This is a genomic window from Flavobacterium sp. (assembly GCF_046293665.1).
Lineage (GTDB): Bacteria > Bacteroidota > Bacteroidia > Flavobacteriales > Flavobacteriaceae > Flavobacterium.
On the sequence record NZ_JBKBOL010000001.1, the window covers coordinates 758,132 to 773,716 of the forward strand.

At 37.5% G+C, this 15,585-nt stretch carries 16 protein-coding genes; 9 read left to right on the forward strand and 7 right to left on the reverse strand.

The features are described 5' to 3' along the window. From ACK4R1_RS03430 to ACK4R1_RS03450, 5 genes are all read left to right on the forward strand, one after another. Window positions 1-240 carry a NifU family protein gene (locus tag ACK4R1_RS03430; RefSeq protein WP_409683654.1) on the forward strand — a complete coding sequence of 80 codons (240 nt, stop codon included), beginning with the start codon at window positions 1-3 and terminating at the stop codon, window positions 238-240. 181 nt (window positions 241-421) lie between these two features. Next, on the forward strand, window positions 422-1,480 hold the full coding sequence (locus ACK4R1_RS03435; RefSeq protein WP_409683657.1) for an NAD(P)/FAD-dependent oxidoreductase: 1,059 nt from the start codon (window positions 422-424) through the stop codon (window positions 1,478-1,480). A gap of 66 nt (window positions 1,481-1,546) precedes the next feature. Then, entirely contained in the window at window positions 1,547-1,753 is a 207-nt protein-coding gene (locus ACK4R1_RS03440) for a hypothetical protein (protein WP_409683660.1), read from the forward strand. After that, window positions 1,737-2,195 carry a DUF6036 family nucleotidyltransferase gene (locus ACK4R1_RS03445; protein WP_409683663.1) on the forward strand — a complete coding sequence of 153 codons (459 nt, stop codon included), beginning with the start codon at window positions 1,737-1,739 and terminating at the stop codon, window positions 2,193-2,195. The genes ACK4R1_RS03440 and ACK4R1_RS03445 overlap by 17 nt, the downstream gene beginning before the upstream one ends. Then, window positions 2,195-2,527 carry a ferredoxin gene (locus ACK4R1_RS03450; protein WP_409683666.1) on the forward strand — a complete coding sequence of 111 codons (333 nt, stop codon included), beginning with the start codon at window positions 2,195-2,197 and terminating at the stop codon, window positions 2,525-2,527. The genes ACK4R1_RS03445 and ACK4R1_RS03450 overlap by 1 nt, the downstream gene beginning before the upstream one ends. On the opposite strand, the gene ACK4R1_RS03455 is transcribed toward ACK4R1_RS03450, so the two are convergent. The 4 genes from ACK4R1_RS03455 to ACK4R1_RS03470 all read right to left on the reverse strand — a co-directional run bounded on the left by ACK4R1_RS03455 (window position 2,528) and on the right by ACK4R1_RS03470 (window position 6,248). Further along, window positions 2,528-3,235: an SGNH/GDSL hydrolase family protein gene (locus ACK4R1_RS03455; RefSeq protein ID WP_409683669.1), complete on the reverse strand. Its 708-nt coding sequence runs from the start codon at window positions 3,233-3,235 to the stop codon at window positions 2,528-2,530. It abuts the gene before it with no gap. Window positions 3,236-3,270: 35 nt separating this feature from the next. Beyond that, window positions 3,271-4,053, reverse strand: coding sequence for a DUF3050 domain-containing protein (locus tag ACK4R1_RS03460; RefSeq protein ID WP_409683672.1), 783 nt, complete (start codon window positions 4,051-4,053; stop codon window positions 3,271-3,273). A gap of 116 nt (window positions 4,054-4,169) precedes the next feature. After that, on the reverse strand, window positions 4,170-5,348 hold the full coding sequence (locus tag ACK4R1_RS03465) for an acyl-CoA dehydrogenase family protein (RefSeq protein WP_409683675.1): 1,179 nt from the start codon (window positions 5,346-5,348) through the stop codon (window positions 4,170-4,172). A 168-nt stretch (window positions 5,349-5,516) separates the two neighbouring features. Continuing rightward, window positions 5,517-6,248 carry a hypothetical protein gene (locus ACK4R1_RS03470; RefSeq protein ID WP_409683678.1) on the reverse strand — a complete coding sequence of 244 codons (732 nt, stop codon included), beginning with the start codon at window positions 6,246-6,248 and terminating at the stop codon, window positions 5,517-5,519. Between the two features lie 134 nt (window positions 6,249-6,382). On the opposite strand from ACK4R1_RS03470, the gene ACK4R1_RS03475 reads away from it, so the two are divergent. Next, window positions 6,383-7,207, forward strand: a complete 825-nt coding sequence (locus tag ACK4R1_RS03475) for a hypothetical protein (protein WP_409683680.1) — start codon at window positions 6,383-6,385, stop codon at window positions 7,205-7,207. On the opposite strand, the gene ACK4R1_RS03480 is transcribed toward ACK4R1_RS03475, so the two are convergent. From ACK4R1_RS03480 to ACK4R1_RS03490, 3 genes are all read right to left on the reverse strand, one after another. Beyond that, complete coding sequence (locus tag ACK4R1_RS03480; protein ID WP_409683683.1) at window positions 7,208-7,951, reverse strand: tRNA1(Val) (adenine(37)-N6)-methyltransferase; 744 nt, start codon at window positions 7,949-7,951, stop codon at window positions 7,208-7,210. A 208-nt stretch (window positions 7,952-8,159) separates the two neighbouring features. After that, window positions 8,160-8,684: a ribosome maturation factor RimM gene (rimM, locus tag ACK4R1_RS03485; RefSeq protein WP_409683686.1), complete on the reverse strand. Its 525-nt coding sequence runs from the start codon at window positions 8,682-8,684 to the stop codon at window positions 8,160-8,162. A gap of 14 nt (window positions 8,685-8,698) precedes the next feature. Beyond that, window positions 8,699-9,352: a 30S ribosomal protein S16 gene (locus tag ACK4R1_RS03490; protein WP_409683689.1), complete on the reverse strand. Its 654-nt coding sequence runs from the start codon at window positions 9,350-9,352 to the stop codon at window positions 8,699-8,701. Window positions 9,353-9,552: 200 nt separating this feature from the next. Between ACK4R1_RS03490 and ACK4R1_RS03495 the strand changes: the two genes are divergently transcribed. From ACK4R1_RS03495 to dnaE, 3 genes are all read left to right on the forward strand, one after another. After that, complete coding sequence (locus tag ACK4R1_RS03495; protein WP_409683692.1) at window positions 9,553-10,308, forward strand: DUF6252 family protein; 756 nt, start codon at window positions 9,553-9,555, stop codon at window positions 10,306-10,308. A gap of 129 nt (window positions 10,309-10,437) precedes the next feature. Beyond that, window positions 10,438-10,815: an RNA recognition motif domain-containing protein gene (locus ACK4R1_RS03500; RefSeq protein ID WP_121312547.1), complete on the forward strand. Its 378-nt coding sequence runs from the start codon at window positions 10,438-10,440 to the stop codon at window positions 10,813-10,815. Window positions 10,816-10,993: 178 nt separating this feature from the next. Then, on the forward strand, window positions 10,994-15,529 hold the full coding sequence (gene dnaE / locus ACK4R1_RS03505) for a DNA polymerase III subunit alpha (RefSeq protein ID WP_409683696.1): 4,536 nt from the start codon (window positions 10,994-10,996) through the stop codon (window positions 15,527-15,529). Window positions 15,530-15,585: the final 56 nt, after the last annotated feature.

Here is a 15,585-nt window from a genome sequence, read left to right on the forward strand (position 1 = left end):
ATGACAAACGAAGAATTGATTTTAAATATTGAAAAAGCACTCGACGAAATCAGACCTTTTCTGAATTCCGATGGCGGCGATATCAGTTTGGTTTCCATTGAAGACGAAAAGCACGTAAAAGTACGTCTTCAAGGCGCTTGTACTTCTTGTAGTTTGAGCATCAGCACCATGAAAGCCGGTGTGGAAACCACGATTAAAAAATACGCGCCACAAATTGAAACGGTAGAGAACGTAGCTTAATTGGGCGTTACCCAAGGGTCGGGCTATCCGTTGCAATCTTTTCAGGATTTGACAATCCTAAAAAGGATTTCCACTGCTATCCCTAACGCATCTGTGCTGAACATGACAAAAATCATAAAATATAAGTTCCGGTTTAAAGACCTTAGCGCCTTAAAACCTTAGAACCTCAGAACCTCAAAAAATGATTGAAACAGATATACTAATAATCGGTGCCGGACCAACCGGATTGTTCGCCGTTTTTGAAGCCGGATTATTAAAACTCAAATGCCACATTATTGACGCTTTACCACAACCTGGTGGTCAATTAGCAGAATTGTATCCCAAAAAACCCATCTACGATATTCCTGGTTATCCGGAAGTGTTGGCTGGTGATTTGGTTACGAATTTAATGGAACAAATCAAACAATTCCAACCCGGATTTACCTTAGGAGAAACCGCTGAAACCATTGAAAAATTGGAAGATGGCAGTTTCATCGTAACCACTAATGAAGGCACGAAACATTTGGCCAAAGCCATTGCCATTGCCGGTGGATTGGGAACATTTGAACCTAGAAAACCAATACTGAAAGATATAGAGTTTTACGAAAAAGAAGACCGAGGCGTTGATTATTTCGTGAAAGACCCGGAAAAATACAGAGGAAAAAACATAGTAATTTCCGGTGGCGGTGATTCTGCCTTGGATTGGAGTATTTTCCTTTCCGATGTGGCCGCTTCCGTAACTTTGGTACACCGAAGAAATGAATTCCGCGGTGCTTTAGATTCTGTTGAAAAAGTACAGGAATTGAAGTCAGCAGGAAAGATAAAATTAATTACACCCGGCGAAGTCATCGGTTTCAAAGGTTCTGAAAGAATCGAATCGGTAGATATTGAAGTCAATGGTGCTCGCATGAATGTAGTAACCGATTATTTTATTCCGCTTTTCGGATTAACGCCTAAATTAGGTCCTATTGCCAATTGGGGATTAGAAATCGAAAAGAATGCGATTAAAGTCAACAATGCTTTAGATTATCAAACCAATATCGAAGGTATCTACGCCATAGGCGATGTCAATATTTATCCGGGCAAGTTGAAGTTGATTCTTTGTGGCTTCCACGAAGCGACATTGATGTGCCAAAGTGTTTACCAACGATTAAATCCTGGTAAGAAATATGTGTTAAAATACACTACAGTTTCCGGTATTGACGGTTTTGATGGGACAAGAAAAGAGGCTGAGAAAGCTGTAGTAAAATCGATAGACTAAATAACAAACGTTGATAAGGTTTTTAAAATCGTATCGGTTTAAATTTAATTTTAATACTTTTGGATTATGGAAAATATAAAGATGGATAGGAATGTTGTCTCAAAATCTTCATTTGAGGAAGCGGATGATCATGTAACTTTTTATATTGATAAAACCCCATTAGAAAGATTGAATTATGTTTGTGATATCATTAATTCAATTTTTGATTCGAGTCCAGAAAAAAAAGTGGATAGAACAGTTTTTTCTTCAAGAAAACATGCCGAACTTATTTAATATTGATTTTTTAGAGTTTTTAGAACTTTTAGACAAATACAGTGTAGATTACCTACTGGTAGGCGGTTATGCTGTTATTCTTCATGGGTACGGAAGAAGTACAGGTGATTTAGATTTATGGGTTGACCAAACACCAGAGAACTATAATAAATTACAAAAGGTTTATAGAGATTTTGGCGCTCCAATATTTTCAATAGAAGATTTTGAAAACGAAAAAATAGATGTTTGGAGTATAGGAGTTGAGCCAAGAAAAATTGAAATACTAACTAAAGTTACAGGTTTACAGTTTGTAGAAAGTGTAAAAAAATGTAATTGGCTCGAATTAGAAAAAATCAAAGTTCCATATATTGATCTTGAAGATTTAATGAAAAACAAGAAAGCCACAGGAAGATTAAAAGATTTAGCTGATATTGAACAATTAAAAAAGAAAAATAAAGATTAATGCCGCAAGATGTTACAATAACCATAACTGATCGCGAAGGCATCAGTCACGAAGTACAAGCACCAACTGATATGAACATGAACATCATGGAATTGGTTCGTGCTTATGAATTGGCTCCCGAAGGAACGATTGGGATTTGTGGCGGTATGGCCATGTGTGCTTCTTGTCAGTGCTATGTTTTAAACGATTTTCCATTGCCTGAGAAAAGTGACGATGAACAAGCCATGCTTTGGGAAGCTTTCAATGTCAAAGACAACAGTCGCTTAGGTTGTCAAATTCACATCACTGAAGACCTTGAAGGATTGGAAATCGAATTGGCGCCTGAAGCTTAACTACAATCCTAATTTTACCTTCGCTGCAGGCAAAATTCTTTCTACAAATTTTGTATAAGCAACTGTCGAGGGATGCAAACCGTCATTGGCTACCAAATCAGGCTGTTGCAAACCCAATCTGGTGATGTCGGTAATATTGATAAAAGTAATGTCATTGGCAAGACAATAGTTTTCAGCGAACGCATTATAAGCATTTAATTGAGCCGAAATGTTAGAAGGATTTAAGGTGCCTTGTCCAAAAGGCGTATAAGCATAATCCGGAATGGAGATTACTACTACATTATTTTTATCGCCTTTGGCTTTAGCAATAGCCGTATTAACCAATTCAGGGAATTCTTGTTCAAATAAACTAAAAGGTCTGTTTTGATACTGATTATTTACCCCAATTAAAAGCGTAACCAAATCGTAATCATTAGCTAAGTTTTCAGCCGCGATTGCCGATTTTAAATTCGTTGTTGTCCAGCCGGTTTGCGCAATAAGTTTGATGGTAAAAGTGTCACTAAAATTGACATACTCCAGAATACTGTCTCTAAGTTGCTCGGGAAATTTGCAATCGAAACAAACGTTTTGACCAAAAGTATAACTGTCGCCTAGGGCTAAATATTTATAATTTACAGGTGCTATATTGCCATCATCAACGTCCGAACTACATCCGACAAATGATAAAACCAAACAGCAAGAGAACAGTATTTTAGCTATGTATCTCATGAATTATATTGTAATACAAGCAAATTGCTTTGGATTTAAGCCAATTCCAAACTCGCTTCAATTTTTTCTTCGATGGCATTCCAAAGTCCGATTCTTTTTTCCAAAGCTAAAATTGAAACTTCTTCGACTTCTTTCCACTTTTGGGTGTCATCCTGACAAAGTTCGCTAATCATTTGCATCGCCATTGGTCCGTGTTCGTCAGCATCTAATTCAATGTGTCTTTCAAAATAATAAATCAATTTGGCCAAATCGACATCCGGGAAATTTTGTTGGAAACTTTTTAAGATTTCGGTAAACATGTTCGGAATCAAATCTTCTCTGCCAAACGTAAACGCAGCGGCAATTTTATGCACTTTACCTTCTTCAATTACGCGGAAAGTAAAGTCTAAAAAGGCTTTTACTTCAGGATGTAAATCACTTTGTTTGATAGCAATAAATACATTTTTGGTATCGATTACGTTTTGTAAAAACACTTCTAACTCTTTGGTACAAGCGCCGCAACTTTGCATGGCTTCAACATACATTTCGAAATGACTTAATCGTTTGCCGTCTAAAGTTAAATCGCTTTCTTCTGCTAAAACAATCTCGTTAATTAAGTATCTAGTTTCCGGATTAGCCGAGGCAAACCAAGGTGTAGTTGTGCAAGTTAATTTGCTTTGTAACGCTTTTAACAGCGACATAAAATCCCAAACGGCATACACATGACTTTCGAGGAATTTTTGTAAATCGTCAATAGTTTTTACTTTTTCGTATAAAGGATGTTGTAGTAAAATGTCTTTCTGTGGTTGGATTTTCTCGTTGATGATAGATATGGTCATAGCTTTTTTTAGTATTTACGTATTGCAAAACCGTTGAGTTTTCAATACAACACAAAAGTAAAAATGCTTCCCGAAACAGAGAAGCATTTTGTATAAATTTTATTTATTGTTTAATCTTATTTAAAAGCTGGAATACCAGTAATATCGGCACCGGTAATCAACAAGTGAATATCGTGTGTGCCTTCATAAGTAATCACGGATTCTAAGTTCATACTGTGACGCATGATGGAATAATCACCGGTGATTCCCATTCCGCCTAACATTTGACGGGCTTCACGGGCAATGTTAATCGCCATGTCAACATTATTTCTTTTCGCCATCGAAATTTGAGCCGTTGTGGCTTTGCCTTCGTTTCTCAAAACTCCTAAACGCCAAGTTAACAATTGTGCTTTGGTAATTTCGGTAATCATTTCGGCCAATTTCTTTTGTTGTAATTGGAATGAAGCAATCGGTTTGTCAAATTGTATTCTTTCTTTAGCATAACGCAAAGCCGTGTCGTAACAATCCATCGCGGCACCGATAGCGCCCCAAGCGATTCCGTAACGAGCCGAATCCAAACACATCATTGGCGCTCCCAATCCGGATTTACCGGGCATTAAATTTTCTTTGGGCACTTTTACGTTGTCAAAAATCAATTCGCCCGTTGCCGAAGCACGAAGTGACCATTTGTTGTGCGTTTCCGGAGTAGTAAAGCCTTCCATCCCGCGTTCTACGATTAAACCGTGGATTCTACCTTCTTCATTTTTCGCCCAAACTACGGCTACGTCTGCAAATGGTGCGTTTGAAATCCACATTTTGGCACCGTTCAACAAATAATGGTCGCCCATGTCTTTGAAGTTGGTGGTCATGCCGCTTGGATTCGAACCATGATCAGGCTCGGTCAATCCGAAACAACCCATGAATTCTCCGGTGGCTAATTTGGGTAAATATTTTTGACGTTGTGCTTCGGTTCCGAATTTCCAAATAGGATACATCACCAAAGACGATTGTACCGATGACGTAGAACGTACACCCGAGTCACCTCTTTCAATTTCCTGCATGATTAAGCCATACGAAATTTGGTCTAAACCGGCACCGCCGTATTCTTCTGGAATGTATGGGCCAAAGCCACCAATTTCACCCAAACCTTTGATGATTTGTTTTGGGAATTCCGCACGCTGTGCATAGTCTTCAATGATAGGCGAAACTTCACGCTTCACCCAAGCACGGGCAGAATCACGCACTAATTTGTGTTCTTCCGTTAATAAATCATCTAAATTATAGTAATCAGGAGCTTGAAATAAATCTGGTCGCATAGTCTTTAATTTGGTTTACGAAAACGTTTGCAAAGCTACATAATCTTAATCAAAAACGCCATTAACAATTGTTATAATTTTTGGAGCTTTTTCCGGCTATACGTTACAATCTTTTTTTGCAAAAAGGATTTTCACTTCTATCCGGGCTAGATTCATAACTGCTGACTATTAACGCTCGAGTTTGTTAAACTCTTCATTTTTATCCAGCAGAAAACCCAGCGTTTCTAAAACATCTTGACGTTCCGAAATGGTTTTGGCTTTTGGATCGGTTTCGCAAAAGGCAATAAACAAATCGATTTCTTCAGGTTTCAACTTAAGTTTTTCAGTATAAAAAATAGGATCAAAATTCAAAGCCAGATAGTCTTTAAAAGGAATGGGTGGCAATGGCTTTTCGGGTTTTTCTTTGTCTTTATTCTTAAATAAATTGAGTAAACCTTTGCCCATTCTGACAAAATCAATGCCGTTTTCAATAGTACCGTCATTAACATTTAATACTTTCAGTTTGTTGGCATCTTTGGCTATTTTTATAGCGTCAATATCGGCTTGGCTGATTTTAATTTTAACGCTTTGCGTTGTGGTAATTTCTACATCATCAAGTTCAATCGGTTTTTTTTCCAAGTAAATGATGAGGTTGTTTTGGTTTAATAATTCCTGCGTTAAGGCTATTCTTCGGTCAGCATAAGCTTTAGAAATAATGAAAAGGGTATCCTTGACTTTAGCGGAAATACTAAAATGACCATTCATGTCAGTTGTGGTAATTTCTCTCGAATTGAGATTAACAACATCAATAGTGGTAAGCGGTGTTTGGCCAAATAAAACTTTGCCGTGAATTTGTTTTTCACTTTGCGAAAAGCCAACAATGGAGAACAACAAAAAAAGAAAACAGGTAATTTTTGGCATAAGCATCAGTGTGAATTACTTCTGAAACTAAATTAGTCAAACAGCTTGTGGTAAACTCCGAAGAATTTGTTAAATATTATAGTACAAAAAGTTAAAGTTAAAATAGGTATCTTCGGGTTCCTTTTATTGATTGTATGAGAAAAGTAATAGTGTTGTTGTTTTGTTTCATGAGTACTTTGTGTCAAGCACAAACGAAAGTACATGTTAAAGATAAAGAGTCAAAAATGCCAGTACCATATGCCAATGTATGGAAAGCGGAATCCCTTTATCGAACCGCAGATTCCACCGGTATTTTTAGTATCGATGCTAAAGAGACAACAAGTTATTTCAAAATCACTTGTATTGGTTACCACGATACGATTGCAAAAATCACAGACGAGATATTTCTTAGACCAAACAGGATTTCCTTGGAAGAAGTAAAGGTGGTCAAGCGCAAATTCGAAAACCCTATAAAATTGGGCAAAGCCAAAAGAGGCGACAATCATTATGGTGTGCAATGGGATACTAAAATAGCCATGACAGCGAAATATTTTCCCAACAACAGCAACAAAGGGAAATATCTAAGTAAAGCGAAATTCTTCGCTACAGCCACCAATAAAAACCGACTGATAAGTGTTTTGGTTTATTCCGTTGGTGATGATGGAAAGCCTAGTGAAATAGTAAATACCGAAACCCTTATTTACAAACTCAAAAAAGGAACCCATATCGTAGAAGCCGATTTGAATAGGTTGAACATTGAATTTCCGGCCAACGGGATTTTCATTATCATTCAACATCCTTTATTGGAACAAAACAAAGTGTATGCAGAGAACAGTATAAATCCCAATGCGTTTTTTTACGAACCGTTAATTGCTATTAATCATATCAATGAATACCAAGATTCTTGGTATTTTAAAGATGGTGATTGGCATAAACAAGAAAGGTATTCCGTCAATATGGAATTACTTCTCACCGATTAATTACATCTTCAAATAAAATTCTTTAGTCAACGCAATGTAGTCTTCCGTATATTGATGACGTGCGGTTTCGATGATAAGCTCATCGATTGGAAAATTTGTTTTTTCGGAAAAGGAAAAAGCGAGTAAACTTCTTTTGATTTCGGTAGTTGGTGTTCCTTTTACGCGGGTAATTTTGAAAGGAAATAAATTGTATTCTTTGGCTAAGCCGATAAATTTGGCTTCTTCTTTATGGGGAATAATCACAGAGAAGATTCCGTTTTCGGAAAGTAAGACCGAAGCCGCTTCAATCAAATCCTCAAAAGGCAAAGCGTCTTGAAAACGAGCCAAATCTCTTTGTTCGCTTTCGGTTTTGTAATCTTCACTATAAAACGGCGGATTGGAAACAATTAAATCGTATTCGTCTTCGGGTTCTTCCATAAATTCGTCCAAACCCGCATGATAACAATACAAACGGTCAGACCAAGGAGAATTTTCAAAGTTTTCTACGCATTGTTCAAAAGCATCTTCATCAATTTCGATAGCGTCAATTTGCTGCGCCAGTTCGCCTTTCAGGCTCGAGTGTTCGGCATGACATCTTTGGGCCAGCATTAAAGCCAAAATTCCGGTTCCGGCACCAATGTCTAAAACTGAAAACGGTCGGTTATCAATAGGAGTCCACGCACCAAGTAAAACGCCATCGGTGCCAACTTTCATCGCGCAACGGTCTTGGTTTACTGTGAATTTTTTGAATTGGAATGCGGACATGTTAGATTATTGGATTTTTAGAATCGCTTCGCTCTTAGATTTGTATTTTGCTGATTGAAAAATAATGCCCTAGCCCTGATAGTAGTGAAAATCCTTTTTGTTTTTTCTTTAAAAACAAAAAGATTGTAGCGGATAGCAGGATTAGCTTCTAAAAAATCCAAAGCCGCAGGCGTTTCTAACAATCTAAAAGCACAGCGATTCTAGAAATCTAAAGGTACATTTCCACCAAGCCTTCCGGTAAATCCATCACGACTTTTTTGTTTTTGCGGTCAATTTCGACTAAGAAATGGTCAATCATCGGAATCAGCATTTCGACTTCGCCATTTAATACTTCAAAAAGGGGTTGGGCTGTTGTGTCATTGATAGATTGGATAATGCCAAAAACACCCAGACGTTTGTCTTCGATTTCAAAACCAATCACTTCGTGGAAGTAGAATTTATTGCCTTCCAATTTGGGCAACATAGAAAGCGGAAGATAAATTTCGCAACCAATAAGTTTGTCAGCTTCTTCTTCGGAGTCGACATCCTCAAATTGCACGCGAAGAAAATCGTTTTTGTGGAGCGAACTGTTTTCAATAAAAAATGGAACCAGATTTTTGTTGAACTCAACAAATACTGATTCCATATTTTCATATAATTCGGGTTCGTCGGTATCTAAATAGATAAGAACTTCCCCTTTGAAACTAAACTTTTTGGCAATTTTACCTAAATAGAAACAATCTTCTTTACGCATAATTGCCAGTAATATTAAGCTTCTTTTTCTTCGCTAGCTTCTTCAGCAGCTGGAGCTTCTTCTACAGCAGGAGTTTCTTCCACAGCTGGAGTTTCTTCAGCAACCACTTCAGCAGCAGGAGTTTCCTCTACTGCAACTTCAGCTACAACTTCAGGAGTTTCTTCCGCTACAGTTTCTTCCACTGCAACTTCTTCAGCCACTTCTTCTTCTACTTTTGCAGCTTCAACAGCGGCAGCAGCACGTTTGTCATTGGCTTCTTTTTCTGCTTTTAAAGCCTTAACTCTAGCAGCTTCTTGTGCTTTTGATAAGCCTTCTTTTTTAGCGGTTACTTTACCTGCTTTGTCTTCTAACCATTTAGCCAATTTAGCATCAGCTTGTTCTTGTGTTAAAGCTCCTTTACGAACGCCGCCATCAAGGTGGTGTTTCATTAAGGCACCTTTGTAAGAAAGGATAGCTCTTGCAGTATCAGTTGGTTGAGCTCCATTGTGTAACCATTGTACCGCTTGGTCAATGTTTAAATCAATAGTGGCAGGATTGGTGTTTGGATTGTAAGTTCCTAATTTTTCTAAGAATTTACCATCTCTTTTTGAACGAGCATCAGCTGCTACGATCCAGTAAAAAGGCTTTTGTTTTTTACCGTGTCTTTGTAATCTAATTTTTACTGACATAATCTTTTTGATTAATTTGAGGTACTCGACCTCGATTATTTTAAGGGTGCAAAGATAGTTTTTTTTTGTAAACAAACTAATTGAAGATTATATTTTTAAAGCTAAGTTCTTGTTTCCTTCAACTTTAACGTTATTTTTTTAAAATTTAATTAGCATTTTTATATTAAAAAGTTATTTTTGTGGAGAAATACATTGAAAAAATGAAAAGATTTTTGTCCCTTATTCTTATTGCTATGGCAATGACCTCATGTCAGGAAGATGTTAAATTTAATAATCCCGGTTTTCAGGGATTGAAAGATGATGTGCTTTGGATCGCCAATGACACCAGAGCTTACCTTTCAGGTTCCGGTCAGCTTTCTATTGAAGCGTACACGCAATTTGAACTTATAACTTTAAATACCAATAGTGCCAATGTTGGAACTTATATTTTAGGCACAACCAATAGTAATAACTTAGCTACTTATTCTTCTACTTTTAATGATGTTGACCTAGAGTATGCTACTGTACCGGTATCTGGGCCGGTTTCTAATGTGCAAATAGTTAATATTGGTTCGGGTTACACTTCGGATTGTACTATTCAATCGGGAGGTGGTTATAATTGTAGTTCTTCACATGAAACAACCGGAGGATCAGGATCCGGACTTAGAGTTGCGATAGTGGCTAATACTGCTGGCGCTGTCACTTCTGTTGTTAGAGTAACAGCTAGAGGGAATGGCTATTTACCGGGAGATATTGTTACCGTTGCGCAGGGAAATGTAAATTGTCAGTTGAGAATTCTAAGTACGCTAAACAGCAATGGTGAAATTCAAATCACTGAATATGACAATGAAAACATGACGGTTTCCGGAAAGTTTAAATTTAACGCAACGAATACTAACAGTAGTCCTTTTGCCAATCCAATTTTAAATTTCCAATATGGGGAATTCTATAAGATTCCAATTTTCCCATCTCTTTAAGAATCAATTCATTTGAATTATACAAGCCATCTTCGGATGGCTTTTTTATTTATTTGCAATAAAGTCCAAATTTATAGCGGTTTACGTTTTATTTAAGTTACCTTTGTGGCTGAATTTTAAAATTAAAATATGAACATTTTTGTTGGAAGTCTTCCGTTTAGTATTGACGAAGCAGATTTAAAAGAATCCTTCGGGGTTTATGGTACGGTTAATTCCGTTAAAATTATTACTGATAAATTTACTGGAAGAAGTAAAGGTTTCGGTTTTGTGGAAATGGAAAATGACACAGAAGCTGAAAAAGCTATTCAGGAATTAAACGGCGCAACTGTTGAAGGTCGTACTATTGTAGTAAATAAATCTGAACCAAAACCGGAAGGCGAAAGAAGAACTTTTAACAACAACCGTTCAGGCGGTAGTGGTGGAGGTTATAACGGCGGTGGAAACTCACGTGGTGGCGGAAGCTACAGTGGTGGAAACAGCGGTGGTGGAAATAGAGGAAGATACTAGTTTATACACTTTATAGATATTTAAAAGCCAACTCAAACGAGTTGGCTTTTTTGTTTTTTGTTGATAACTAAAATTGATTTCCTGCAGATGAAAATGTATTTTTGAAGTTATTCCAATTCTTACCAATCAACTTAAAAATTGTTTGGATTTAGAATTTTAAAATTTCGAATTGTCACTTATGTATTTAATCTTCGATACCGAAACCACCGGATTACCAAAACGTTGGGGTGCGCCTATTTCTGACACCGACAACTGGCCAAGATGTATTCAAATCGCCTGGCAGTTACATGATGCAATGGGAAATTTGATTGAGCATCAGGATTATTTGGTCAAACCCGATGGATTCAATATTCCGTATGATGCCGAACGAATTCATGGAATTTCAACTGAATTGGCAGAAGCGCAAGGAATACCTTTAGCAGAAGTTTTAGAAAAATTCAACACCACTTTGGCGAAAGCCAAATTCATAGTCGGACAAAACGTTGGTTTTGATGTCAATATCATGGGCTGTGAATTTTACAGATTGGGAGTGAATTCTCCAATGGCTTCCATGCCGGTTTTGGATACTTGTACAGAAGTTACCGCGTCACTTTTAAAATTACCCGGAGGTCGTGGCGGAAAGTTTAAATTACCAACCCTAACGGAACTACACAGTTATCTTTTCAATGTTCCGTTTGCAGAAGCACATAATGCTACTGCCGACGTTGAAGCCACAACTCGTTGTTTTTTAGAATTGATTAGAAGGGAAATTTTTACCAAAGAAGAACTCGATGTTCCGGCGGATTATTTCAGAGAGTTTGGAGAAAATAATCCAAAGGAAATTCAACTTATAGGGTTAAAACACATCAATCTGAAACAAGCTTCCGAGGAAATTCGAAAACAATTTCAAAAGAAAGAAGAAGTTGTTGTTGCAAACGATGAAGAGAAGCAAATTCACCATGATGTAGCTGATGTCGATTTTGTTCATTTACACAACCATACACAGTTTTCCGTATTACAATCGACCATAAGTGTTAAAGATTTAGTGGCCGCTGCGGTTAAAAATAAAATGCCAGCCGTAGCCATGACCGATCATGCGAATTTGATGGGTGCTTTTCACTTTGTCCGTGATATTTTATACCATAATAAATCTGCACAAGCCAAGAACAAACAAGCCGAGGAAAACGGTGAAACCCCGACGGAAACTATTGTTAAACCGATTGTAGGTTGCGAGTTTTATGTGTGTGATGATTTAACCGATAAGTCGAGAAAGGACAACGGTTACCAAATCGTTTTTTTGGCCAAAACAAAAAAAGGCTATCACAATTTGGCCAAACTATCTTCTATCGCTTATACAGAAGGCTTTTATTATGTGCCAAGAATCGATCGTAAAGCCATCCAAAAATACAAAGAAGATATCATTGTGCTATCCGGAAATCTCTATGGAGAAATTCCGAGCAAGGTTTTAAATATTGGTGAAAACCAAGCTGAAGAAGCTTTGATTTGGTGGAAGCAAGAATTTGGGGATGATTTCTACATCGAGTTAATGCGCCACAATCAAGAAGACGAAAATCGGGTAAATGTATCGCTGATTGCTATGGCAAAGAAGCACCAAGTCAAAACGGTTGCCACTAATAATGTCTTCTATGTCAATAAAGAAGATGCTAACGCTCACGATATTTTATTGTGTGTACGTGATGGTGAAAAACAATCAACACCTATCGGACGCGGTCGCGGTTATCGATATGGATTGAATAATAAAGAATACTATTTCAAATCGGGAGAAGAGATGAAAAAACTCTTTCACGATTTACCGGAAGCGATTACAACTACAGAAGAAATTGTAAATAAAATCGAGATTTATGATCTGTCTCGAGAGGTTTTGTTGCCTAAATTTGACATTCCCGATGAGTTTTTAGTTCCCGAAGATGAAGCTGACGGAGGAAAAAGAGGAGAAAATAAATACTTAGCCCATTTAACTTTTGAAGGTGCCAAAAGGCGTTATGGAGAAATTACACCGGAAATCCAGGAGCGTCTTGATTTCGAATTAAAAACCATTGAAAACACAGGTTATCCCGGTTACTTTTTGATAGTGCAAGATTTTATTGCCGCTGCCCGAAGAATGGATGTTTCCGTTGGTCCGGGACGTGGTTCTGCAGCCGGTTCAGTAGTTGCCTATTGCCTCGGAATTACCAATATTGATCCGTTGTTGTACGATTTGCTTTTTGAGCGTTTTCTGAATCCGGATCGTGTGTCGATGCCCGATATTGATATCGATTTTGATGACGAAGGAAGAAGTCGTGTCATGGATTATGTAATCAATAAGTACGGTTCCAAACAAGTAGCGCAGATTATCACTTATGGAACCATGGCTGCAAAATCTTCGGTTCGCGATACTGCTCGTGTATTGGATTTGCCATTATTCGAAGCGGATAAAATTGCCAAACTGATTCCGATGACAATGAATTTAGCCAAGATTTTCTCTTTGGAGAATGACAAGCTAAAAGCGGCACTGCGTTCGGAAGAGTATGATAAAGTTAAAGAATTAATAGAATTGGCAAACGGAAATGATTTAGGAAGTGAAACCATTCAACAAGCCAAAATATTAGAAGGAAATTTAAGAAATACCGGAATTCATGCTTGCGGTGTGATTATTACGCCAAGCGATATTACCAATTTCGTTCCGGTGGCTACGGCCAAAGATTCTGAGTTATATGTTACTCAATTTGACAACTCCGTGGTAGAAAGTGCCGGTTTGTTGAAAATGGACTTCTTGGGTTTGAAAACCCTAACGTTGATAAAAGATACGGTTAAATTAGTCAAATACAGAACCGGAGTTGAACTCGATCCGGATGCGTTTCCAATTGATGATGTCAAGACTTACGAGTTATTCCAAAGAGGAGAAACCGTCGGGATTTTCCAATACGAGTCGCCCGGAATGCAAAAATATTTAAAGGATTTAAAACCCACCGTTTTCGGAGATTTAATCGCAATGAATGCGCTTTATCGTCCCGGACCATTGGAATATATTCCGTCTTTCGTCCGAAGAAAAAATGGAGAAGAACCCATCACTTATGACTTGGAAGCCAATGAAGAATACCTGAAAGAAACTTACGGCATTACGGTTTACCAAGAGCAAGTAATGCTTTTGTCACAAAAACTGGCCAATTTTTCAAAAGGTGATGCCGACGTTCTGCGTAAAGCCATGGGGAAAAAGCAAAAAGATGTTCTGGATAAAATGAAATCTAAGTTCATTGAACAAGCGGTTGGCAACGGTCATGCCGAAGATAAATTAGAGAAAATCTGGAAAGATTGGGAAGCCTTTGCGCAATATGCGTTCAATAAATCGCACTCTACCTGCTACGCCTGGATTGCTTACCAAACAGCCTATTTAAAAGCACATTATCCGGCGGAATATATGGCGGCAGTGCTTTCCAATAATATGAATGATATCAAACAGGTTTCGTTCTTTATGGAAGAATGTAAGCGTATGGGATTGCAAGTTTTAGGACCGGATGTGAATGAGAGTTATTACAAGTTTACGGTAAACGAAAATTATGCGGTTCGTTTCGGAATGGGCGCCATTAAAGGTGTTGGAATGGGCGCTGTTGAAACCATCGTAAATCACAGAAAAGATGGAAATTACAAATCGATTTTTGATTTAGCTAAAAGAATTGATTTACGTGCTGCCAATAAAAAAGCTTTTGAAAACTTAGCCTTGGCCGGAGGTTTCGATTGTTTTTCGGATACTCACAGAGCGCAATATTTTCACACCGATGGCGATAACATTACTTTTTACGAAAAGGCGATTCGCTATGGCGCAAAGTTTCAGGAAAATGAAAACTCTTCACAAGTGAGTTTGTTTGGTGACGCTAGTGATGTTCAAATAGCCGAACCAACCGTTCCGCCCTGCGAAGATTGGAGCACGATGGAGAAGTTGGCTAAAGAAAAAGAAGTCGTTGGAATTTACATTTCAGGTCATCCTTTGGACGATTTTAAATTTGAAATGAAGTATTTTTGCAACAGCAAATTAGAGTATTTAAAGAGCCTTGGAAATTATATTGGCAAAAATTTAACCTTCGCCGGAATTGTCACCAATGTCCAATATAAAACTGCCAAAAATGGTAAAGACTGGGCGATGTTTACCTTAGAAGGTTATGATGAAAGTTACGAATTCAGGATTTTTGATGAAGAATATTTAAAGTTCAGACATTTCTTGGTCAACAACCAATTTGTGTATTTCAAAATCACCGTTAAAGACGGTTGGGTGAACAGAGAAACCGGAAAAAAATCGGAACCGAGAATACAGTTTTTGGATGTCAAACAATTGCAGGACGTGTTGCCTCATTTTGCAAAAAAATTGAGTATCCAAATGGATATTAACGATTTACATAAAAACTTAATCCAACAATTGAACGAAATTTTCAAAGCCAATGAAGGGGATAAATCAGTAAATTTTGAAGTGATTGAAACGGAGATTGTTGCCAAGCCTGTAGAAATTGTGAAGCCAATAGAGCCGATTTTAATCACTGAACCCGATGGTGAAATTGATATTGAAAACCTAGACAGTAATGAAATTATTGAAGAAGGAATAGCCGAAACAACACCAATCATCACTGAGGAAATAAGAAGGATAACCACTTTAGAAATGCCAAGCAGAAGATTGAAAATCAAAATATCCAACGAATTATTATTGGAGTTAGAAAAAATGAGCGTGAAATTCAATTTGAATTAAGTATCAGTTCTGATAATGATTTGATAATCAAAACTGATTTTTTTAACATACAGAAC